The sequence below is a fragment of the Actinomycetota bacterium genome, from assembly GCA_004297305.1.
In the GTDB taxonomy this organism is placed as follows: Bacteria; Actinomycetota; Actinomycetes; order S36-B12; family FW305-bin1; genus FW305-bin1.
Genome location: SCTR01000002.1, coordinates 1 through 22,032 on the forward strand (window position 1 = coordinate 1; position 22,032 = coordinate 22,032).

Annotated in this window: 14 protein-coding genes; 7 read left to right on the forward strand and 7 right to left on the reverse strand. The window is 68.5% G+C overall.

Features of this window, described 5'->3' with window-relative positions; all coding sequences use genetic code 11:
• The 5 genes from EPO13_00460 to gcvT form a co-directional block, all read left to right on the forward strand.
• The coding region (locus tag EPO13_00460; GenBank protein TAK71010.1) for a hypothetical protein at positions 1-561 on the forward strand (561 nt) is incomplete at its 5' end.
• A 75-nt stretch (positions 562-636) separates the two neighbouring features.
• A complete protein-coding gene (locus EPO13_00465; GenBank protein ID TAK71011.1) occupies positions 637-1,083 on the forward strand; it encodes a hypothetical protein in 447 nt (148 codons plus the stop codon).
• Between the two features lie 478 nt (positions 1,084-1,561).
• On the forward strand, positions 1,562-1,801 hold the full coding sequence (locus EPO13_00470; protein ID TAK71012.1) for a hypothetical protein: 240 nt from the start codon (positions 1,562-1,564) through the stop codon (positions 1,799-1,801).
• A 1,803-nt stretch (positions 1,802-3,604) separates the two neighbouring features.
• Positions 3,605-4,609: a hypothetical protein gene (locus tag EPO13_00475; GenBank protein TAK71013.1), complete on the forward strand. Its 1,005-nt coding sequence runs from the start codon at positions 3,605-3,607 to the stop codon at positions 4,607-4,609.
• A 247-nt stretch (positions 4,610-4,856) separates the two neighbouring features.
• Entirely contained in the window at positions 4,857-5,996 is a 1,140-nt protein-coding gene (gcvT, locus tag EPO13_00480; protein TAK71014.1) for a glycine cleavage system aminomethyltransferase GcvT, read from the forward strand.
• A gap of 80 nt (positions 5,997-6,076) precedes the next feature.
• Here the strand turns inward: gcvT and EPO13_00485 are convergent, their stop codons facing one another.
• Together EPO13_00485 and EPO13_00490 are read right to left on the reverse strand one after the other, a co-directional pair.
• Positions 6,077-6,592: a DUF1990 domain-containing protein gene (locus tag EPO13_00485; GenBank protein ID TAK71185.1), complete on the reverse strand. Its 516-nt coding sequence runs from the start codon at positions 6,590-6,592 to the stop codon at positions 6,077-6,079.
• 133 nt (positions 6,593-6,725) lie between these two features.
• A complete protein-coding gene (locus tag EPO13_00490) occupies positions 6,726-7,985 on the reverse strand; it encodes an MFS transporter (GenBank protein ID TAK71015.1) in 1,260 nt (419 codons plus the stop codon).
• A gap of 138 nt (positions 7,986-8,123) precedes the next feature.
• Here EPO13_00490 and EPO13_00495 point away from each other — a divergent pair, with 138 nt between their 5' ends.
• Positions 8,124-9,779: an alpha-D-glucose phosphate-specific phosphoglucomutase gene (locus tag EPO13_00495; GenBank protein TAK71016.1), complete on the forward strand. Its 1,656-nt coding sequence runs from the start codon at positions 8,124-8,126 to the stop codon at positions 9,777-9,779.
• 102 nt (positions 9,780-9,881) lie between these two features.
• Positions 9,882-11,051, forward strand: a complete 1,170-nt coding sequence (locus EPO13_00500) for an RtcB family protein (protein ID TAK71017.1) — start codon at positions 9,882-9,884, stop codon at positions 11,049-11,051.
• A gap of 124 nt (positions 11,052-11,175) precedes the next feature.
• Here the strand turns inward: EPO13_00500 and EPO13_00505 are convergent, their stop codons facing one another.
• From EPO13_00505 to EPO13_00525, 5 genes are all read right to left on the reverse strand, one after another.
• Positions 11,176-12,966, reverse strand: a complete 1,791-nt coding sequence (locus EPO13_00505) for a hypothetical protein (protein TAK71018.1) — start codon at positions 12,964-12,966, stop codon at positions 11,176-11,178.
• A 62-nt stretch (positions 12,967-13,028) separates the two neighbouring features.
• Complete coding sequence (locus EPO13_00510) at positions 13,029-14,798, reverse strand: Ig-like domain repeat protein (protein ID TAK71019.1); 1,770 nt, start codon at positions 14,796-14,798, stop codon at positions 13,029-13,031.
• Positions 14,799-15,017: 219 nt separating this feature from the next.
• Positions 15,018-17,684, reverse strand: a complete 2,667-nt coding sequence (locus EPO13_00515; protein TAK71020.1) for a hypothetical protein — start codon at positions 17,682-17,684, stop codon at positions 15,018-15,020.
• A 133-nt stretch (positions 17,685-17,817) separates the two neighbouring features.
• Positions 17,818-19,785 (reverse strand): Ig-like domain repeat protein, encoded by a 1,968-nt coding sequence (locus EPO13_00520; GenBank protein ID TAK71021.1) that lies wholly within the window; start codon positions 19,783-19,785, stop codon positions 17,818-17,820.
• 603 nt (positions 19,786-20,388) lie between these two features.
• On the reverse strand, positions 20,389-21,975 hold the full coding sequence (locus EPO13_00525; GenBank protein ID TAK71022.1) for an Ig-like domain repeat protein: 1,587 nt from the start codon (positions 21,973-21,975) through the stop codon (positions 20,389-20,391).
• Positions 21,976-22,032 lie beyond the last annotated feature (57 nt).

The window sequence follows — 22,032 nt, forward strand, 5'->3', positions numbered from 1 at the left end:
GGACTCACCCTCATGGGCGCCCGCCTCTACAACCCGACCACCGGCCGATTCCAATCCACCGACCCCGTCCACGGCGGCAACGCCAACACCTACACCTACCCGGTCAACCCCATCACCATGTACGACCTCAACGGCCAATGGGGATTCAGCGACCTGTGGAGCGGCATCCAATCAGTCGGAAGCTGGGCATGGGACAACCGCGGAACGATCGCGACAGTCGTCGCCGTGGCAGGATGCTTCGGTGGACCAGCGCTATGTGCCGGTGCGATGGCGGGCGCCTACGCGGTCCGCGCTACCCAGCGGATTGCGGATGTCGGATGGAGCGACAGTTGGCAGACAAACCTTGCCGACGGGATCGTCTCAGGAATGACGTTTGGAGTCGGCTCTGCATTCCGGGCAGCAGCTCCCCGGATGGTGACTTGGTCCGGAAAGGCGATGCTGTCTAGGCCGAGGGTCAACCTGTCCAGGCAAAGCGCTTACACTCTGGCGTATCGTGGTGCTTCTATGGGGCCCTACTACGGGATCAACCACCACTGGAACCGCAACCGCTCGAGATGGTAGGTCAACGGCCCTTTTGGAGGAGCGGTGCACGGGGAGCGGCTGCGCCTCAAGGCTAGTGCCTCGCGCATCGTGCCAATGGCGGGCACAAGCGGATTCATCCTGCTTGGCCTCGCTGGGCTGTTGCAGGGAGACGTGGGAAGTGTTCTCGTGGGGGCGTCGATATTGATCCTCGGTGTCTTGATGACGACGGGGCTAGTCGTCAGGGGCCTCTCCGTGCGAGATGGCGCCGTGACTGAACGCACCTTCATCTTCTGGACGAGGACGTGGCGCGCATCGGAGGTCCGCTACGTCGATGTCTGTCCAGCCGCTACAGCGTTTGGCGGTATGTTGCCCGCCGTCGATATCGAGCTAGTTTTGGTTGACGGCGAGCGGGTTGCGCTGCGGACCGTCCGCGACTTCGCCTTCACGAAGCGAGGCGACCGTGCTGGGATCAGCAGGTGCGCGCGCTTGGGCCGTGCCCTGGATGTGCCGTACTCCCAAGATCTTGTGTGGGGCGACGAGGCGCCGCGGTCGGAGAAGTAGCGAACTATTCCATCCTCGATTGGACCACCCTGTCCAGGAGGAGTTTGCGTGCCTTTCGTCTTCCTGCCGTGCGCGGCTGGCGACACGGCTTCGTGACCCACCACGCTGCAGGAGCCCAAGCCAGTATTCCGATCAGAGCGTAGATCGGAGCCGGCCACGACATGCCGCTCAGGATCATGGCTGCAGGCATCGGGAAAGCTGCCACCATCCCGGCCACGCCCTGCCGGACATCAACAATGCGCTGTTGGCGGCGCCGCCGACCGGAGCCGTCTCAAGGGGCTACTCGGTGATCGGTAGGAGGATGACGACGGTGAAGTCCAGGAGCGTCTCGACGTGGAGTTCGTATGTGAACCCGCGTTACCGGCGCGGTACGCTGACGCGAGCAGGTGGTCAGGTGGCCGCAACGAGCGTCAGCACCTACGCCGGGATCTCTGATTGGAACCTGTGAGCAGGCGCTGCGACGGTTGGGAGCACGTCGATGGTGTTCATGGTCCTAGCGGGCCTGGCGATGGCACTCGTCTTCTTCATCCGATGCCTGGCTCAGCCAGACGAGCCCAGCTTCAAATTCCTCGTTCCCATCGGTCTCTTTCTCATTTTCGTAGGACTCGGTGCTGACCTGGTGGTGGTTTGGGTGCCGGCGCTGATTGTCTTCGGCGTTGCGAGGGCACTTGACTACCGCTGGAGGGCGCTGAATGGAAGCAATAGGTGGCTGTTCTGACGATGTCAGTACCCAAGGAATTGCGGCAGTGCGAGGCGGTCACATGGCACGCGAAGCCTTTGGCCGTCCCAGTCCACAACGGAGCCAGCGTATGGGTGCACCGCCGTAGCCACGCCCTCGCCAGGTGGCCATTCGGCGCATAGGTGATCGTCTTGCACTGCATCAGAGGCTCCGTCCCATGACGGTACGTGACGTCCAGGCCGATCAGACCTGGTGCACGCTCACACCGGTCTCCCTGCCAGAACTCTGCAAGCCGGTGCTGCACTGCCTCCCGCGTCGTCCATCATTACCCATCGCCCGCCGTTGGACCTGAGCGGCCCACGATCTGATCTTCCCTCATGCCGATCATGTAGTAGAGCATGGTTCCACAGCTACTAGAGCATCTCGTCGTGGTCGAGGCTGGCGAGAGGTTGACCCGAAGGTGATGAAGCATGGGCTTCGTTCCGCTCCCACGCTCAAGCGTCCGCTTTGCAGCCATCGCTGACGCGTGGAACGTGGTCCTGCGGGATCTATGGACGACCACCGGCCAGGCTGCGGACCTCGAAATCTACGTTCGCGAAGACGAGCGGAACACACTGTATGTCGGCAGACGCAGTCTGGACACTCGCAACGAGTCGTGGGTGTACGGGGCGGGTGGATGGGCGCCGAGTGGATCGAAGGGATTTCGTGTCGTGCAACTGGTAGCCGAGATTCAGGATGCGATCACCGACAGCCTGCTCGGCCTCCCGCACTATTGGCCGCTGTGCCCGGGGGACGGGTCAGGGCTCCACGCTCGGCTGATCGATGACGTAGCGGTGTGGGTCTGTCCCGAGGAGCCCCAACCAGTTGCACCGATCGGATTCCTGGGAGATCGGCGTTGATCGTCCTCGTGGGAGCAAGCGTGAAGTATGGCACTGGCTTGAATGATCCGACTGGCGGCTGCACCCCAGTCCTTGGATAGAATGGTAGCCGTGCTCCAGATTCTCGCTGGCCTAGCGTGTGCAGCGCTTGGTATCTGGATCGCAGTAGCTTGGCGTGGATTCTATCGAGCTCTCCGGCGGGCCAACAGCGGAATGGCGTTTAACGTGAGAGAAGTCGACAGGATCGTTGCGAGCATCGAACGCAACCGGATCGCCTACGTCTACTACGTCGCTGTGCCGGCCGTACTGATGGTTGTGGTCGGTTTGGGCATCATCGTGGGTGGGTTCAGCTCGTTACGCGCTTGATCTCCCTTTGCGTCAGGCGGCGACCGATGCGCAACGATCCCCGCATGGGTTTTGGAAGTAGAGATCGACGCGGGGAAGTCCGGCGTTCTCGGGCGGGAGGCCGGATCGGGTGCTAGCTTCCGGCCATGGCCCGGCGTATGACGGTTCGATTCAGGGATTCGAGATGACCCGCGATACTCCATTGTTCTCATTTGCTGACCTGAGAGTGCAGAGCGTTGCGGGCCCGAACGACGTAGTCATCACGGTCGGTGTCTACGAGGATCACCCCACCATGGGTATCGATCGAGGTGCCTACACCGACGGCTTGGCGCTCGTCGTCAGGAAGCTTTGCTTCTGGCTGACGCCACCACGTCGGCGACAGTGGCGGGTGGTCGCTACCAGGCCTGATACAGATCGCGGTCGTGTCTTGCCTCCGGCCCTATTCGAACGAACATTTCCCACTCTGGCCGAGGCGGCCTCCGCGGCCGCCGGAATTGCCCGCTCTGTTGTCGAAGGGCAATTCCCGTAGGCGCAGGAGGACGACACCGGCGCCGTCGGCAGGTCAGCCGCGGCGGTTCTGCGGGATGATCGGTCTAGCTAGCTCCAGAGGAGACGACCGGTGGCTTCGTATCGAGACGTGGACGCGGAACTATCGACCTTGGTCGATGCGCGGACAACGCCGGATACCGGTGATGAGGAGGACGACGGAATCTCGGCCGCCTTGATCCGGCTGGCCGACGACGATCCGGATACGGCGATCGCCGTTTGCGCCGCAAAGATCGTCGAATCGAACGCCGCCTGCCGCGCAGTGGCGGCGGAGCTGCTCGGATACGCGGCCGACGCTGCGCATCGGTTGCGGCAGCCGGTAGCCGCGACGTTGGCAGCAGCGGCCGACATCGAATCCGATACCGAGACGCTGGCCACCATGATCCGAGCGTTGGCGCGGACGGCGGAGCCCACGTGTGTTCCGTTGCTCCGCAAGTACGCAGTGTCATCCGGTAGTCAGGTGCGGCTCTCGGTCGTCCTGGCGCTGTCCGAACTTGTAGTCGGCGTACCAGATGAGGCGACGTCGGCTGTGCTGCTCGACCTGATGAGCGACTCGGATGATGACGTTCGTGAGTGGGCAACATTCGTCGTGGGGTACCAGATGGCGATGGACGGCGACAGACTTCGAAAGCTCCTCTACCGCGCCCTCAGCGATCCGTCGCCTGCGGTGCGGGAGGAAGCGGTTCGGGGTCTCGCCTGCCGGCGCGACCCCGTCGCGCTTCCCGGACTGTTTCAGCAACTCCAGGCCATCCCGGCACCGACTTTTGCCGTGGAGGCATGCGCTCGCATGCACCACGAGTCGCTCTTGCCCTCCCTACTCGACCACTACTACCGTGCCGGCGACGACGATGCCCTCTACGCCTATGCGATGTGCGCCGACAATGTCTTGCGTACCGGCACGTTCGCGGCAAGTCTCCTGGGTGTTGTCTCGGAGAGTCTGGGACACAGCGGTATTGGCGCCTCGGCGAGCATTGCGTCACCGCTCTACGACTTCGGACTGGAACTCCACCTCGACGGGGCCGGCAACGAGCCCATTCCGATCCTGCGTACGCTCGAATCTGTTCGATTCGCGCTGTGAGTACTGGGACGTCTCGCGACGTCCCCGGTAGCGGTGTCCCGGTCCTGGCAATCAGACGTCCTTACCGAGGAGCATGATCTGGCGACCAGGTTGAATGCGATCGGCTCCGTCAAGGACGATCCGGCCACCCCAGCCCGCCGCGAGCGCGATCGGTTCGGCGGTGCCACCACAAGGGCTGGCAACTGGCCTGTGTTGTGGACCTTGCCGGTGGCACGGTGACCGTCGTGGGTGGACTACGGTCCCGAGCATGAGTCCGGACCGAAGTGCGGAGCCGACGTCGAGTAGCCGGGAGCCGGCGTTGCGGCGTACACCGTTGGCCGACCGCCACGCCGCTTTGGGCGCGAAGACCGCGGATTTCGGTGGCTGGGAGATGCCGATCGAGTACGCCGGCGGTGGCGTGGTCGCCGAGCACACCGCGGTCCGCGAGCGAGTCGGCATCTTCGACGTGTCACACATGGGCAAGCTGGCCGCCCGCGGCCCCGGCGCCGTCGCGGTCCTCGACCGCCTGCTCACCAACGACCTGAATCGCATCGGGTCCGGCCAGGCGCAGTACTCGTTGCTGTGCAACGACTCCGGTGGCGTTGTCGACGATCTCATCGTGTACCGGCGAACCGACCAGGACGTCCTGGTGATTCCCAACGCGGCGAACGCCGCCAAGGTCGCCGCGCTGGTCCGCGCGGCCGCTCGCGACGACGACGTCGAGATCGCCGACGAGCACGACGCGCGGGGCATAGTCGCCGTGCAGGGCCCACGCTCCGCGCAGTTGCTGGACATCCTCGGTCTGCCGTCCTCGCAGGACTACATGGCCTTCGCCGACGCCACCTGGCGGGGCGAGCCCGTGGTCGTCTGCCGGACCGGATACACCGGCGAACACGGCTACGAACTGGTTGCCCCGTCCAGGCTCCTCGGCGCCTTGTGGGACGAGTTGCTCGAGCGTGGCGCCGGCCTCGGAATCGCCCCGTGCGGACTGGGGGCCAGGGACACCCTGCGCACCGAGATGGGATATCCGCTGCACGGCCAGGACCTGTCGCCGGCGATCACCGTCGTGCAGGCACGGCTGGGTTGGGCCGTCGGCTGGGGCAAACCCGAGTTCGCCGGCCGGGACGCACTGCTGGCAGAACGTGCGGCCGGGCCGACGCGGTTGCTGTGGGGTCTGCGCTTCGTCGACCGCGGGATCCCGCGGCCGCACATGGCCGTGACCGTGGACGGCGTCGCGGTGGGCGAGGTCACCAGCGGGACGTTTTCACCGACGTTGCGCACCGGCATCGCGCTCGCGCTGGTTTCCTCGTCGGTCGCCGAAGGCGACACGGTCGTGGTCGACGTGCGGGGCCGTCCGGCGCAGGCCACCGTCGTACGGCCGCCGTTCGTCCCGGCGGCCACGCGCTGAACTCAGGTTGACGACGGCGACCGGTCACGAAGTCGCGCAGGCACGCGAGGACCCGATCGGCGACGACGGGGAGTAGACCGTCAGGCCGCCACCGCAAGAGCTGCCAGGGCGCGCTCGTACCGCGTCGTCGCCATCGACTGGATCGCGCGACCGACAGGGCCGGCCCAACGCACAAGCGGGCCTCCCGGCCGGCTGAACGCGGTGATGTCGAACCACACCGAACCGTTGTCGTCCAGCGTCACGACGAAGGCCTCCTCACCCTGCTCCGGGTGGTCCGGAAGGGTGCCGTAGGCGAAACCTTGACGCGCGTGCTCGTCGACGACGTAGACGACCCGGCACGGGATCACCAGTGACAGGCCGAAACCGAGTCCGAGGACGACGGTCCGATCTTGCTCCACCGGTCCGTCGGTCGCGACGGCCAGTCCCGAGTGCCGGTGCATCTGCCAGCTGAGCAGGGCCTGCGACGCCCGGTCGAACGCCGCCTGGCCGCTGCCGAGGCGGACCCGGCGCCGGGTATGGCCGTACCCCAGCGGCAGGTCGCCGCTCGTGGCTCCGACCGGCTCATACGTCGGCTCCGTCTTGCGGTACGCCGCCAGGTGCCTGGGCAGGTCTCGCGTCGTCGTCAGCCGCACAGCTGAATCGTCCCATCGCCTATGCCGAGTTTGATCTGCCGGTGACACCCCACGACAGCGCCGGTGTCGATGCGTCGGGCGCTCGGTGCCCGTGAACTCAGGGCACCGGATGGGCGCCGTCGTACGCGAGGAAGTCCCGCGACCAGGCGACCAGCCCGAGGGTGCAGGCGATGCAGGCCAGGCCGCCGGAGACGACCGAAAAGCCCTCTCCGGCAACGGCGGCGACGGCTCCGGCCTCCACGTCGCCCAGCCGTGGTCCACCAGCCACGACGACGGTGAAGATGCCCTGCAGCCGACCGCGGTAGTGGTCGGGTGCGGCTGCTTGCAGCATGGTGGAACGGAACACGGCGCTGACGTTGTCCGCGGCTCCGGCCACGGCCAGCAGGATCAGGGCCGCCGGCAGCCAGCGGACCAGGCCGAACGCCGCGATGCTGGCGCCCCACACCAGCACCGCGATCACGATGACGACACCTTGCCGGCGCACCTGGGTCAGCGGCCCTGACAGGACGCCAATGAGTACCGCACCGATCGCCGGGCTGGCCGACAGCAGCCCCACGATCACCGCGACGGCCCGCGGATCGCCGCCGTACCAGTCGGCCGCGATCGCCGGGAACAGCGCCCGCGGCATCCCGAACACCATGGCCACGATGTCCAGGTAGAACGACATCTGCAGGTTCCGCCGGCCCTTGAGGAAGCGCAGCCCTTCCATCACCGACGCCCAGCCCGCTCGCTGGACGGCTTGTCCCGCCAGCGGTTGCGGCCGCATCGCCGGCAACCGGGCCATGGCGTAGAACGTGCCGGTGAACGCGACGACGTCGACGACGTAGACCCACGTCGCCGAGCCGGTCGCGGCGATGACCGCGCCGCCCAGCAGCGGTCCCACAGTGAAGCCGAGGTTGAACGCGACCATGCTGAGCGCGTTGGCGGCCGGCAGCAGCTCGCGGTCGACCAGCCGCGGGACGATGGCCGCCCGGGCAGGGTTGCCGACGGCGAACAGCCCGGACTGTACGGCGACCACGGCGTACAGCAGGACCACGCTGTCGAGCGCGAGCGCGCCCTGCAGGACCAGGACCACCGAACAGGCCGCCAGGCCCGCCGTCGCCACCATGCCGATGCGGCGTCGGTCGAGACTGTCGGACAGGGCGCCGCCGTACAGCCCCAGCCCGACCAGCGGGATGAGCTGGGCGAGGCCGACCAGGCCGACGGCCAGGCTCGATCCGGTGATCGCGTAGACCTGGATACCGACGGCCACCGCGGTCATCTGCTGGCCGACGTTGCTGACGCCTTGGGCGAGCCAGAGCCGCCGGAAGTTGCGGCTGACCCGGATCGGGGTGACGTCGGCGAGCAGGCGGGGCACGTCGGGAGGCTACGCGCCGCCGAATGCGACCTCCGACCGGACAGCCGGGCTCGGGCGCGGCAGGATCGACGCACCAGTCGTGCGGTGCCACGGTCCGTGTCGTGGGTCGGCGCGGCAGCGACGATCGAGGGAGGGTCCATGACCGTCAACGAGCGGGCCGGCCAGCCGGCGGAGGCCGCCGACCTCGTCGATGTCGCGGCGTTGGTCACCGCGTACTACGCGCTGCATCCGGACGTCTCCGAGGTCGGCCAGCGGGTTTCCTTCGGTACCAGTGGACATCGTGGCTCGGCGTTCGACGCCGCGTTCAACGACGACCACATCGCTGCGACGACGCAGGCGATCTGCGACCACCGTCGGGAGCAGGGGATCGCCGGGCCGCTGTTCCTGGGGCGTGACACCCACGCGTTGTCCGAGCCGGCCTGGACGACTGCGCTGGAGGTGCTCGCCGCCAACGGCGTCACCGTGATGATCGACAGCGTCGACGGTTACACGCCGACGCCTGCCGTGTCGCACGCGATCCTGACTCACAACGACGGCCGGTCCGCCGGCGACCCGCGCCGTGCGGACGGCATCGTGGTGACGCCGAGCCACAATCCGCCCCGCGACGGCGGCTTCAAGTACAACCCGCCCGACGGCGGGCCGGCGGGTTCTGACATCACTGCAGTGGTCCAGGATCTCGCGAACCGGTACCTGGCCGCCGGTCTCGCCGGCGTCAGGCGGGAAACGTTCACGACGGCGCTGCGGCGCGACACCACCCATCGGTACGACTACCTGACGTCGTATGTCGAGGACCTGCCGCACGTGGTCGACCTCGACGCGGTCCGGGCCGCGGGGGTGCGGATCGGAGCCGACCCGCTCGGCGGTGCCAGCGTCGACTACTGGGGCGCCATCGCCGAACGGCACAAGCTCGACCTCACTGTGGTGACACCGACGGTCGATCCCACCTGGCGATTCATGACGTTGGACTGGGACGGCCGGATCCGGATGGACTGCTCGTCGCCGTACGCGATGGCCCGGCTCATCGACGCGCGGCACGACTACGACCTGGCCACCGGCAACGACGCCGACGCCGACCGGCACGGCATCGTGACCCCGGACGGCGGACTGCTCAACCCCAACCATTTCCTCGCCGTGGCGATCGACTACCTGGCCCGCCACCGCGACGGCTGGAGCGCCGGTGCGGCGATCGGCAAGACGCTGGTGAGTTCATCCATGATCGACCGGGTCGCGGAGTCGTTGGGGCGCAGGCTGGTCGAGGTCCCGGTCGGTTTCAAGTGGTTCGTACCCGGGTTGATCGACGGCTCGCTCGGCTTCGGCGGCGAGGAGAGCGCCGGCGCGTCCTTTCTGCGGCGCGACGGCCGGGTCTGGACGACGGATAAGGACGGAATCATCCTGTGCCTGTTGGCATCGGAGATCCTCGCCGTGACCGGACGCAGCCCCAGTCAGTCGTACGCCGCGCTGACCGAACGCTTCGGCACTCCGGCGTACGCCCGGGTGGACGCCGCTGCCAGCCGAGAGGAGAAGGCCCGGCTCGCCTCGCTGTCAGCCGACCAGGTCTCGGCAACGACGCTGGCGGGCAAGGCGATCACGGCCAAGCTCACGACGGCGCCCGGCAACGGCGCGCCGATCGGGGGGCTCAAGGTCGTCGCCGAGGACTGCTGGTTCGCGGCCCGGCCGTCCGGTACCGAAGACGTCTACAAGATCTACGCGGAGAGTTTCGACGGTCCCGACCACCTCGCGCGGGTGCAGGACGAAGCGCGCGACGTGGTCCGAGTTGCCCTGGCCGTGACCTAACCGGCCGGCGAAACTCCCAGGCGGCGTAGCGAGTCTCCTCGTAGGGTCGGGCGGCCGACGGGGTACGCCGATCGGTCCGATTGGCCGACGGAGGAGGAGGCGATGAGCCGCAGCATGGTCGCGCCCAACGTCCTGTCGTGGGCCAGCGATGTCGAGGCCGCCACCGTCGCGCAGGCCGCGCGGTCGGCGGCGATGCCGTTCGTGCGGGGACACGTCGCCCTGATGCCCGACGCGCACCTGGGCATCGGTGCGACGGTCGGGTCCGTTATCCCGACGCGGGGAGCGGTCATGCCGGCGGCGGTCGGTGTGGACATCGGCTGCGGCATGATCGCGGCTCGGACTGATCTCACGGCTGCCGATCTGCCGGACAGCCTCGACGGGCTGATGCCGTTGGTGGCCCGGGCCATCCCCGCGGGCGTCGGCCAGGGTCATGCCGACCGTTCCGCGGCGTTTGCTTCGGCAGCCGCGACCTGGCCGGCTCGGGCCATGGCGTTCACTGCGCGCCAGGAGGAGACGGCCGCGACCCAGTTCGGGACCCTGGGATCGGGCAACCACTTCGTCGAGGTCTGCCTGGACCAGGACGACGTGGTGTGGACGGTGCTGCATTCGGGATCCCGCGGCATCGGCAACCAGATCGCGACGATTCACATCGAGGGTGCCCGGGCGCTGATGGCCCGGTACTTCATCACTCTCGACGATCCCGATCTCGCCTACCTCGTGCAGGGCACGGCCGAGTTCGACTCGTACATCGCCGACATGCTGTGGGCGCAGGCCTATGCGATGGGCAACCGGGAGGCGATGCAGGCGGCACTGACGCAGTGCTTGTTCAGCGTCGTCGGGAAGGGTGCCGTGGTCGACACCATCAACTGCCACCACAACTTCACGCAGCTCGAACACCATGGGCGACAGGACTTGTGGATCACCCGGAAGGGGGCCATTCGCGCGAGGTCGGGGGACCGCGGTGTCATCCCGGGGAGCATGGGAACCCGGTCGTACATCGTCTCCGGCCTCGGTTCGACGGCGGCCTACCAGTCGTGTTCGCACGGCGCCGGCCGACGGATGAGCCGGAGCCAGGCGCGTCGGTCGTTGAGCACCGAGAGCCTGGTGGCAGCGATGGGGGAGCGCAGCTGGAACCGGGACGACGCCGCGGCGCTACTCGACGAGCATCCGTTGTCGTACAAGGACATCGACCAGGTGATGGCCGACCAGGCTGATCTGGTGACCGTCACCCATACGCTGCGTCAGGTGTTCAACTACAAGGGAACCGGTTGACCGTCGTCCGCTGGGCCGCGACCCAGTCGGCGCGGGAAACACCGCGGCGGGCCATCACCGTGATGGTGATGGCCCGCCGGTCAGGGGTGGGACAGAAAGACTTTGGTCGACGTGACGTCGGGCGCTAGCGCTTCACCTTGACCGCAATCGCAGGCACGAGAATCTTGATCGAGCCCTTGTAGACCGCCGAGATGGCGTGCTTGCCGACAGCCAGCCCCCGGGTAGCGAAGACGGCCTTGCCCTTCTTGTTGACCGCCGCCGTCGTCAGCGTGTGGCGGCCGTCCTTGATGACGACCTTGCCACCGGCCACCGGACCGCCGGGGCCGGTCACGACGACCTTGATTGTGATCTTGGCTCCATGCCGGATCTTCGTGGCCGACACCGTCAGCACCGCCGTCGGCGGTGTCACGACCGCGACCGGAGGCGGCACCGGAGACAGCGGCGGCGGAGTCGGACTCGCTGTCGGCGTGGGGGTCGGGGTAGGGGTGGGTGTCGGTGTCGGTGAGGTGGCCGGTACCACTGTCACGGTGATCGACGGTGAGGTGCTCGACGCGTGGGTGGAATCGCCGCTGTAGACCGCGTGGACCTGCTTCGCACCGACGCCGGTCACGGCCGGCGGCGCGAAACTGGCGACGCCGCCGGACAGCGCGACCCCCGTCGCGACGGTGGTGCCGTTGACGACGAAGTCCACGGTGCCCGTCGGAGTTCCGCTGGCCGAGCTGACCGTCGCGGTGTAAGTGACCGACGCCCCTTCGGCGACGGTGGTCGGGTCGGCGGTCAGCGACGTCGTCGTGGCCGCGACGCCCGCGCCGCCACCGGTGACGAAGACCTGCTCGTAGCGCGGATCGGGTTCGTCCTCGGTCAGGTAGCTCGGTGAGTAGGTGCCCGCTGTGTAGTTGACGCCGGGGTTGACCCAGGTCGTCGTGGATCCCGGCGTCAGGCTGACCGAGTTGCTGGTGACCGCTCCCAGGTATTGCGAGGAGTAGCAGTGCATCCCGTTGCTCAGGCCCGACGTGGGTACGGAGAAGGTGGCGATCCCGTTCACGACCGTGCCGAGACCGAGGAATGTCCGCGCGTACGGGTACGTGGTGCAGTCGACCTCGTAGAAGCCGATGCTGCCGGTGACCCAGTTGGCCGAGGCCGCGTTCGCCGTGCTGACCGGCGCGGCGCACCGGACCGCCGAGCCGTAGCACTTGCGGTCGTAGAAGTTGTCGTGGTTGCTGTCCGGCTGGTAGGCCGGGTTCGGATTGCACACCGGGTCGCTGGCCATGGTGCAGTTCACGCCGGGGTCGTAGTTCGGGTTCGTGTAGTAGAAACTGCCGTCCCACGGATTCACGGTGGAGACCAGTGTCAGGCCGGCGCCGGCGGCGATCGTCGGCTGCTCGCTCTGAGCGCGGATCGGGATCTGCCCGGCGTCGACGGTCGCGGTGGAGACCGCCTGGGGGACAGCCCGGAAGCTGGTGATGTAGGTGCGCTTGCCCCACCACTGGTAGTCGACGGTGCTACCGGCCGCCACCGCGACGGTGCTCGGATTGAACGAGGTGTCGCCGGGGTTCTGCCAGGCGTTGTTGAAACCGGCCTCGTTGAGCTTCCCGAGTTTGCCCGCCCCGGTGTAGACGTACGAGGAACCGCCGGTGGTGTACGCAACACGGTAGCTCTGCCCGGCGGTCAGCCCGCTGATCGTGTACGACCCGTTCGCCGCGGTCGTGGCCGTCGTCCCCACCTGATGGCCGGGTGTGTCGTAGGCCCGCACGGTCACCCCGGACAGTGCTGCACCGTTGAACGCGCGCGTCACGGTGCCGTCGATCTGGGTGCTGGTCGCCGCGTTCGCGATCGATCCGCCGGCCAGCGCGAACGCTGCCGCCGTGACGATGCCGAGTGTGCCGGCGATTCTCCGGACGGCGAACTTGCCCATCGGTCAGGCTCCTTAGCGACTCGTCGACCGCCCGCGGCGTGCCTCGCCGGCGGCAGCGAAGGTCAGGTGAGAGTGACGGTCACCGGGGCGGACGAACTGGCGCCGGCACCGCTGCTGCCGCCGTACGACGCCACCACGACGTAGGCCCCGGCCGGCGCGCCGCTCGAGTTCACCGACAGCGTCGCGATGCCGTCAGGGCCGAGCGTGCCGGTGCCGAGGGTGAACGAGTACCCCGCCGGTGCCGTGGATCGGAACGTCACCGTCCCCGTCGGTGCCGTCGTCCCCCCGGCCACGGTTGCGGTGAGCACGAAGGTGCCGCCGCTGGGCAGGGTCTGCGGATTGGCCGTCACCGTCGTCGTCGTCGTACTGACCGAACCGGTCGGGGTCGGCGTGGGAGTCGGTGTCGGAGTGGGGGTTGGCGTCGGAGTGGGGGTTGGCGTCGGAGTAGGTGTTGGCGTGGGGGTTGGGGTCGGCGTCGACCCGCCGGTGGTCAGCGTCACCGTGGTGCTCGGCGACGTGCTGGCCGCTGTGGTGCTGTCGCCGCCGTACACCGCGGTCACGGTGTAGGCGCCCGCGGCCGCGGTGCCGGACGCCACAGTCAGCGTGGCCGCCCCACCGGTCACCGACGCGGTGCCGAGCGAGAACGAGAAACCGCCGGGAGCAACGGACCGGAAATTCACGGTGCCGGTCGCCGTGCCGCCGTCGGCGCGCGAGACGTTGGCAGTCAAGGTGAACGAGCCGCCCTGTGGCAGCGTGGCCGGGTTCGACGACACCGTGGTCGAACTTGCCGAGACGGTCGGCGTCGTCCCGGTGACCGTGATCCGGGCATACCGCGGATCCGGCTCGTCGGCGGTCAGATAGCTCGGCTGGTACTCGGAACTGGTGTACACCACGCCCGGGTTCACCCAGCTCGTCGTGGAGCCGGGCGTGAGGCTGACCGTCGAGGTGGTCACCGCGCCGACGTACTGCGAGGTGTAGCAGTGGGTGCCGCCGCCAAGCGCGCCGGTTGCCACGGCGAAGGTCGCCACGCCGCTGGTGAGGGGTGCGGTGCCCAGCAATGTGCGGGCGTACGGATAGGTCGTGCAGTCCGTCTCGTAGAACGCGACCGAGCCGGTCGGCCACTTGCCGGTCTTCAGGTCGTAGAACCCGTTGCCGTCACGATCGGGCTGGTACTGCGGGTTCGGTCCGCAGCGTGGGTCGGTGGCGACGTTGCAGACCAGGCCCGGCGTGTACGACGAGTTCGTGTAGTAGAACGCCCCGTCCTGCGGATTCACCGTCGAGATCAGCGTGACCGCACCGCCGGGCGCCACCGTCGGCTGATTGCCCTGCACCGGGACCGGGATCTGCGTCCCGGTGACAGCGGCGCCGAGGATCCGGAAACTCGTGAGATAGGTCTTGACCCCCGGCATCACGGCTGCGTTGACGTCCGCTCCGGCCGGGACCTCCACGGCGCCGGCGGCCCACGTGGTCCCGCTGAAGGAGGACGTCCACTCCGGCCCGGCGACCCCGGGACCGCCGTAGACGTAGTCGACCTGGTTGTGCGACGGGTTGGTGAAGCGCAGCCGGTACGCCTGTCCGGGCGTGAGGCCGGTGAGCGTAAACGTGCCGGTCGTCGAGGTGGTCGTGGTCGCGACCAGAGTCGTCGGCGTCGAGTACGCCCGAACGGTCATCGCCCGGGCGTTCACGCCGGAGAAGGTGATCGTGACCTTGCCGGCGATGGCGTTCGACGCCGCAGCGGCAGCCGGACCGGCCGCCGCGATCGACGTGCCGACCAGTGCCAGGCCGGTGAGCGCCGCGGCGGCGGCGCGCAGCCCGATGGACGACTTCCTCACGTTGTGAACCCCCAGGTTCCTCGACGCCTTCCCCAAGGCGTAGCCCCACTCGCGCCCATGACTATCAGGCGGAACGGGCGCAGGTCGACGCAACGTAGCGGCGACGAGCCAATCCGGACCGAACGGATGAGCCCGGATGGTCCAACGGCCGGACTGGCCGCCACGTGGAGTAGTCGTCGGTCGACCCGGGCGGAAGCCGTCGACTCACCGGGCATCCCGTCACCGCTTGATCTTCACGGTGACGGGACGGGTCGCCGACGGCTGTGCCTGCGCGTCGCCGCTGTAGACAGCCGAGATCCGGTGCGTTCCCTTGCCGAGGGACTTCGTGGTGAGGACTGCCCGGCCACCGGCGAGGAGCTTGACCTTCAGCAGCTTCGATCCGTCGTAGAAGGCGATGGTCCCGGCACTACCGTGCGGCTGCTTCAGCCGGACGGTGATCGTGACCTTGGCGCCGCGCCGGGCCTGCGTGGGGCTGACCTTGATCCCGAGGCTGCTGGCGGCCGCCGGCGGCGTCACCGGGACCGGTGCCACCGGCGGCGGAGTGGTGGTCACCGTTGGCGTGGGTGTCGCCGTCGGCGTGGGTGTGGCACTCGGCGTGGGTGTGACAGTGGGCGTCGGGGTCGCCGTCGGGGTCGGTGTGGCCGTCGGTGTCGGTGTGGCCGTGGGTGTCGGCGTCGCGGTGGGAGTCGGGGTCGGCGTTCCAGCCGTCACGTGGATGCGCTCGTAACGCGGGAGCGGCTCGTCCTCGGTCTGGTACGACGGCGCGTACGTCGACGCGGTGTAGTTGAGTCCCGGATCGACCCACCGGTCGTTGGAGCCGGGCGCGAGACTCAGTGTGGCGGTGTTGATCGCCCCGACGTACTGCGTCGAATAGCAGTGCACGCCGTCGGACAGTCCGGCGGTGTCCAGCGCGAACGTCGCAATCCCGTTGACCAGCGGCGCGACGCCCCGCAGCGTCCGGGGGTAGGGGTACGGCGTGGGCGCGCAGGACAACTCGTAGAACGCGACGCTTCCGGTCACCCAGTTGTTGACGTTGGCAGCAGGGTTGGCGCAGATCACCGCGGCGCCGATGCACTTGCGGTCGTAGAACCGGTCGTGGTTGCTGTCGGGTTGATACTGCGCGGTCAGGATCGGGTAGAGGTCATTGCAGACCGGGTTGCTGGCGACGTTGCAGTTCACGTCGTCGTCGTAGTCGGAGTTCGTGTAGTAGAAGCTGCTGTTCCAGGGGTTGACGGTGGCGATGAGGGTGACTGGATCCCCGCCGTTGACGGCGGGCTCGTCGTACTGGTTCGGGACCGGGATCTGCCCGGCGTTCACCTGTGCTTGGCTGACCGCGCCGTCGTAGCCACGGAAACTGGTGACGTAGGTCCTCGTACCCCACCACTGGTACGACAGGCTGGAGCCCGCCGGGACGCCAACGGTGTCCGTGCTGAATGCCGTGGCACCCTGCTGATAGGCGTTGTAGTCGCCAGGCTCGTTGAGGCGCCCCATCTTTCCCGGTCCGATGTACACGTACTCGGCGCCGCCGGATGCGAACGAGATCCGGTAGCTCCAGCCGGCACTCAGGCCGGTGATGGTGTAGCCGCCGCTGGCATTGGTCGTGGCGGTGGTGCCGACCTGGACCCCGGGACGCAGGTAGGCGCGGACCTGGACTCCGGACACGGCAGCACCGGTTTGCCCGCGGGTCACGACGCCGGTGATCCTGGTGGCCGCCGGATCGGTCGACGGTGTGCTGGCGAAGAAACTCGGCGCATAGTCGTCGTTGCGGAACTGCAGGGCGTTGCGGTCGACGCCGTTGCCGGTCGCGGCGACCACGGACCCCGGCTCGACGTCGCCGAGATACTCCGCCGACAGGACCTGGCCGCTGACCGCCGAGGCGGCGACCGCCCGCGTGACGACTGCGCCGGTCGCGGTGGACGTCCCCAGCAGGGTGCGAGCGCCGGCTGAGCCGCGGTAGAACGCGACGATCCCAGCTGTCGGCGCGAGGCCGTTCTGCGCGGTGATCGTGGTTGACAAGGTGACGTTGCCGCCCTGGGCGGCGGACTGCGTCGGCGTGGCGGCCACGGTCTGGATCGAGGGCAGCACCACGTCGACAGTCGCCGACGATCCGGCGAGCGTGATGGGCGACGGATGGGTGACATCGGCTGGGGCGCCGAGGGTCCGGTGCGCGTAGCGGGCGGTGTAGCTGACCAGATTGCCCGCGGCGTCGCGGATCGGCAGGCCGCCCAACGTGTACTCGCCCAGCGCCGGGTTGGGCTGGGAGTCGCCGTTGAAGTCCTCGCCCACGTCGAAGAACGGCCAGGGCCCGGTGGAGGCGACGGCCTTTCCGGAGGTCGAGACGAACACTCCGACGACTGAGCGCGGCAGCCCGGCGAACGAACCGGTCACATCGCCGGTGATCTGGCCGGCGTCCGACAGCGTCAGCGTGCCGAGGTCGACCGATCCGCTGGGCCCGACGGTGAGTGCGCTCGCGTCCGCCCGCGCGACGACCCACGGGGCGGTGTTCTGCGTGGTGGCCTGGTGCCACCAGGCGGTGCCGTACCGCGGGGTGACCCGGTTGAAGGTATCGACGAAAGCGATCTCGTACTTGCCCTCCGGCAGCGTCACCGCATAGCAGCCGTCACTGCCGGTCCCGCCGAAGACGGCGGCACTGGTATTGGTGTAGGCCGGGTTCGAGCCGATCGCGGCCGCGTCACCGGAGGCCGGCGAATAGAAGCCCACCGCGACATCGGTTGCGGCAGCGCCGGTTGCCGAGCGCAGGCAGCCGCGGACCTGGCCGTCGGCGGCCATCGCGGGGACGGTGACGGCCAGGGTGGCCGTCACCGCGACCGCCGCCGTTGCAGCGGTCAGCCGGAAGGCCCGGGTACGGACCGAGCTCGACACCATCGGATCTGTTCCTGTTCTCTCGCAGTGGGATGACTTGCCGATGGCCGTCACCGTCCGGCTGGGACGGTGACGGCCATCCGAACGGGCAGGGCCCGCCAGGCCAGCTGGCTCGGACGGGCTCTGCCCGGCCGGGCTAGCGCCGGACCTTCACCACGATGACGCTGGTCGTCGCCGTACCGTCGCCGGAGTAGACCGCGACGAGCTTGTGCTTGCCGGGCTTGAGTTTCCGGGTGACGACGACGGCCTTGCCCTTCTTGTTCAGCTTCACTGTCGCCAGCTTCTTGCGGCCGTCCTTGATCGTGACGCGGCCGGCGACCGGCGCGCCCGCCTTGCTCACCACCGTGACGATGGACAGCTTGGCGCCGCGCTTCACCGTGGCCTTCGACACCTTGAGCACGGCGATCGCCCGTGGCGCCGCAGCGACCGGCGGCGGCGACGTGACCCCGGCAGCCGCCACGACGACGGCGACCGAGCCCTGGCTGTCGGTGAATGCGGTGGAGATGTTGCTGGTGTAGGCCGCGGTGATCGTGTGATGCCCGGCACCCAGCGATGGCGTGACGAGCGTCGCGACGCCGGCGCCGTTGACCGACGCGGTCCCGAAGATCGTGCTGCCCTCGGCGAACGTGACGGTGCCGGTGGGGGTACCGGCCGAAGCGGACACCTTGGCCGACAGGGTGACCGAGCTGCCCGGCACCGTCGTGGCCGGCGTCGCGGTCAGCGTCGTCGTGGTGGCGACCGGCGTGGGCGGCGACACCGGGGCGGCGGACGCGGTGACGAGCACCGGAGTCGAGGGTGCGCTGGGCGCGTACTCGTCCTGCAGCAGGGTGGTGAGGTTGCCGGCGGTGACCACGCCGAGGTAGCGCGCGGTGATCGAATGCACCAGCGGCGAGCCGTCACCGTTGGCCGGCAACGAGTTGACGGTCAGCGTGGCGGTACCTGTCGACAGCGCGGCGCTGCCCAGCAGCGTTGCGCCCTCGTAGAAGCCCACCCGGCCGGCCGGGGACTGCGTGAGGTCACCGGAACTCTGGTCGGATCGCATCACCGTCGCCGTCAACGACACCGGCTCGCCCTCGGTCACCGCCGCAGCGGAGGTCTCGAGGTTCGTCACGTAGGTCGACACCGGCGGGAGCGCGAATGACAGCGGGCTCGGGTTGCTGCCCGCGACCAGCGTCACCGGCGACACGCCGGCCACCCAGGTGTCGTCCCACGGGTCGTTTTCGGTGCCGTGGTCATCGAAGGCCAGGAACGGCCCGTGCACGTTGTCGACTTCGGTCTGGACGCCACCGTTGGGGCCGTACATGTAGTCGGTGACCGCACCGTGCCGGGTGTCGAAGATCCGGACCCGGTAGGTGACCGGCGTCGTCCCGTCGGACTGGTACGCCGGAACCCCGCCGATGGTCACGACGCCGTCCTCGCCGGCCGACTGGTACGGACCGCTGAGCGACCCGGTGTTGTTGACCACCTTGTGGACGTCGGTGTACAGCGCGACCCCGGCATACTCCCGGGGGATGTTCGCCAGCGCACCGGTGACATCGACGCGCAAGGTTGCCGCGTCCTGCAAGGTCGTGCGGCCCAACGCGACCGAGCCGCTGTCGGGCACGGTCACCGCCGTCACGCCCATGCCGTCGTCGCCGATGCGTGCCAGCGACGTCGTGACCGGTGAGGTCGTGTCGCCGTAGCCGTTGGCGGGGCCGTCGTACCAGGCCAGGCCGTATCGCGGTGTGGCGGCAGGGTTGACGAAGTCGAGGAACGCGAATTCGTAGTCCCCGGCCGGCATCGTGGCGGCGAAGCAGCCGTCCGCGCCGGTGACGGGGAAGTCGATACCGGCCTGGCCGGCCTGGTTCCACAGGTCGATGCCGATCTTCTGGTAGTCGACGCCGGGATGCTGCGGGTTGTCCGGCAGCGAGTGCACCGGTTTGAAGACCCCGACAAACACCCCCGCCGCCGGTGCGCCGGTCTTGTCGACCACGCAACCACTCACATTTCCGTCGGCGGCGTACGCCGCGGTCCCGATTCCTGACACCAGGGCCGCGGTCACCCCCAGCCCGAGCATTGCCGCGACCGTGCGCGGTGCGCGCATGCGCATGCAGACCCCACCCATCCCCTGAACTGTGGCCACCACTCCCCGGGCGGCCGACGAATGAACACCACATGACTATCAACGATCCGTAATGACCGACAGCGCGCAGTGGGCGTGGCGGGGCAACTGGAACCGAACGGCTGAACCCGGACGGGTGAGCGGGGGAGCAGGCCATGGCAGAACGTCACCATCGAGCCGACACTGGGGTGACGACAGGTGACCCTCGACGCCGGCTACTGCACCGACGCCGCAGCGCGCCGACCGCCAATACCGGCGCCGCAGCCCGGCACCTCCGCCACCGCTGGCGCCGCAGCCCGGCACCTCAGATGCCCCCGGCCGGCGTGGGCCCCCGGGTTGCGCCGTACCCCTGTCGCCGTCCGACTCCCTCGGCCGCCCGGCGCCGGCCGGGGTTTGCGCCGTACCCCTGTGTGGCGCGCCTTGTGGTTGCTTAGCGGCCCTTAAGGGCCGCAGATAGCGACCGTACGGCGCGCAACACCGGTACTGCGGTGGGCCGGTACCGCGGTGGCGCGTACTGCGGAGGCCGGTACTGCGGTGGGTGGGACGGCGGTGGGTGGGACGGCGGTGGGTGGGACGGCGGTGGGTGGGACGGTGGTGGGCCGGGAGTTAGGTTGCCTTGATGGTGAGTTTGGCGGCTCCGGACAGGGTGGTGCCGTCGCCGGAGTAGCCCACCGAGATCACGTGCTTTCCCTTCTTCAGCTTGACCTTGATCGCGGCCTTGCCATGCTTGATCTTGACGTTCTTCTTCAGCACCTTCTTGCCGTCCTTGAACGTCACCTTCCCGGTGGCGACGCCGCCGCCGTACCGGTTGACGATCACGGTGAGGGTGATCTTCTTTCCGGCCTTGACCTTGCCCTTCTTGGCGGTGGACTTCAGCAGCGGGAGGGCGGCGGTCTTGGAGTCCTGGCCGACCTGTGCGGCCACGGCGGTCCCGTTCACCACGACCGCGGACGACATCGCGCTGGGCGCGTACTCGTCGGACGTGAACTGGTAGGACTGGTTGATCTGGCCGAGGTAGCGAGCAGTGATGGCGTGCGCTCCGGCGGCGAGCTTGGTGATCGTGATCGCCGCCGTACCGAGGTGGACTTCCTGCGTCGTCAACAGGGATCCGTTGTCGTAGAAGGCAACCGTGCCGGCCGGGCTGGAGGTTGCGTCGCCGGCGCCCTGGTCGGCCCGCTCGACGTGAGCCGACACCGTGACCGGCGATCCCGGGGTCGCGGTCGTGCCGTTGGCGCCGAACGCGGTGATGAAGGTCGGTACGGCGGGCAACGTGAAGTCGATGTCCACCGGTGTCGTCGAGAACGTCAGCCGGGATACCCCGGCAACCCAGGTGTCGTCGAACGGATCCGTGGTGCCGTGGTCGTCGAAGGCCAGGAACGGCCCGTTGACGTTGTCCAATTCGGTCTGCACGCCGCCGCCGGGGCCGTAGACGAAGTCCGTCGGCCAGCCGTGGCGGGTGTCGTAGTAGCGCAGGACGTATTGCAGCGGAGCCCCATTCGCGTCGGCGACGGGGAAACCGCCGATCGCGTAGTTGCCGCCCGCGTCAGAGGTCAGGTACGGCGGGTAGCGCAGGCTGTTGGTGACCACCTTGTGGACGTCGGTGTAGACCGCGACGCCGGCGTACTGGCGCGGCAGGCCGGCGAGGCGGCCGCTGATCGTGCCACTGAGAGTGACGGGGTCCTGCAGTCGCGCGGTGCCCAGCGACACGGTGCCGTTGTCCGCCACGGTCACCGCGGTGGCGTCGATCCGCTCCGGTTGCCATGCCACCACCGTGGCGTCCGACCCGGTGCCGGTTGCGCCGCCGCCGTACCAGCCAAGGCCGTAGCGCGGGGTTGCGCGGGTCACGAAGTCGAGGAACGCGAACTCGTACGACCCGGCCGGCAGGCTGATGGAGAAACAGCCCGCGGCGTTCGTCTGCGGCCACGCCACCGACGGTGCCTGGGTGCTGTCGGCGAAGATGTCGACACCGAGTTTCTGGTAGTCCACGCCGGGGTGCTGCGGGTTGTCGGGGAGTGCCTCGACTGCCGTGAAGACGCCCACCGTGACATCCACCGCGGGTGCGCCTGCCTTGTCGGTGACGCAGCCGGTCACCGTGCCCGCCGCGAACGCCGGGGGTGCGGTCATGGCAAGGCCGGCGGTCAGCAGGCCGGCCGTCGCGGCGATCCATGCCGCGCGGCGAGCGGGTACTCGCATGAGTTTCCCCTTGGTCGAAGAAGCACCGACAGTGGCCACATCCTGACTCTCGGTTCT

Bases quoted from the DNA above. Each gene is read 5' to 3' on its own strand.
- EPO13_00525 (TAK71022.1), bottom strand. From the start codon at position 21,975: ATGCGAGTACCCGCTCGCCGCGCGGCATGGATCGCCGCGACGGCCGGC.
- EPO13_00500 (TAK71017.1), top strand. From the start codon at position 9,882: ATGAGCCGCAGCATGGTCGCGCCCAACGTCCTGTCGTGGGCCAGCGAT.
- EPO13_00495 (TAK71016.1), top strand. From the start codon at position 8,124: ATGACCGTCAACGAGCGGGCCGGCCAGCCGGCGGAGGCCGCCGACCTC.
- EPO13_00465 (TAK71011.1), top strand. From the start codon at position 637: ATGGCGGGCACAAGCGGATTCATCCTGCTTGGCCTCGCTGGGCTGTTG.
- gcvT (TAK71014.1), top strand. From the start codon at position 4,857: ATGAGTCCGGACCGAAGTGCGGAGCCGACGTCGAGTAGCCGGGAGCCG.
- EPO13_00470 (TAK71012.1), top strand. From the start codon at position 1,562: ATGGTGTTCATGGTCCTAGCGGGCCTGGCGATGGCACTCGTCTTCTTC.
- EPO13_00505 (TAK71018.1), bottom strand. From the start codon at position 12,966: ATGGGCAAGTTCGCCGTCCGGAGAATCGCCGGCACACTCGGCATCGTC.
- EPO13_00520 (TAK71021.1), bottom strand. From the start codon at position 19,785: ATGGGTGGGGTCTGCATGCGCATGCGCGCACCGCGCACGGTCGCGGCA.
- EPO13_00515 (TAK71020.1), bottom strand. From the start codon at position 17,684: ATGGTGTCGAGCTCGGTCCGTACCCGGGCCTTCCGGCTGACCGCTGCA.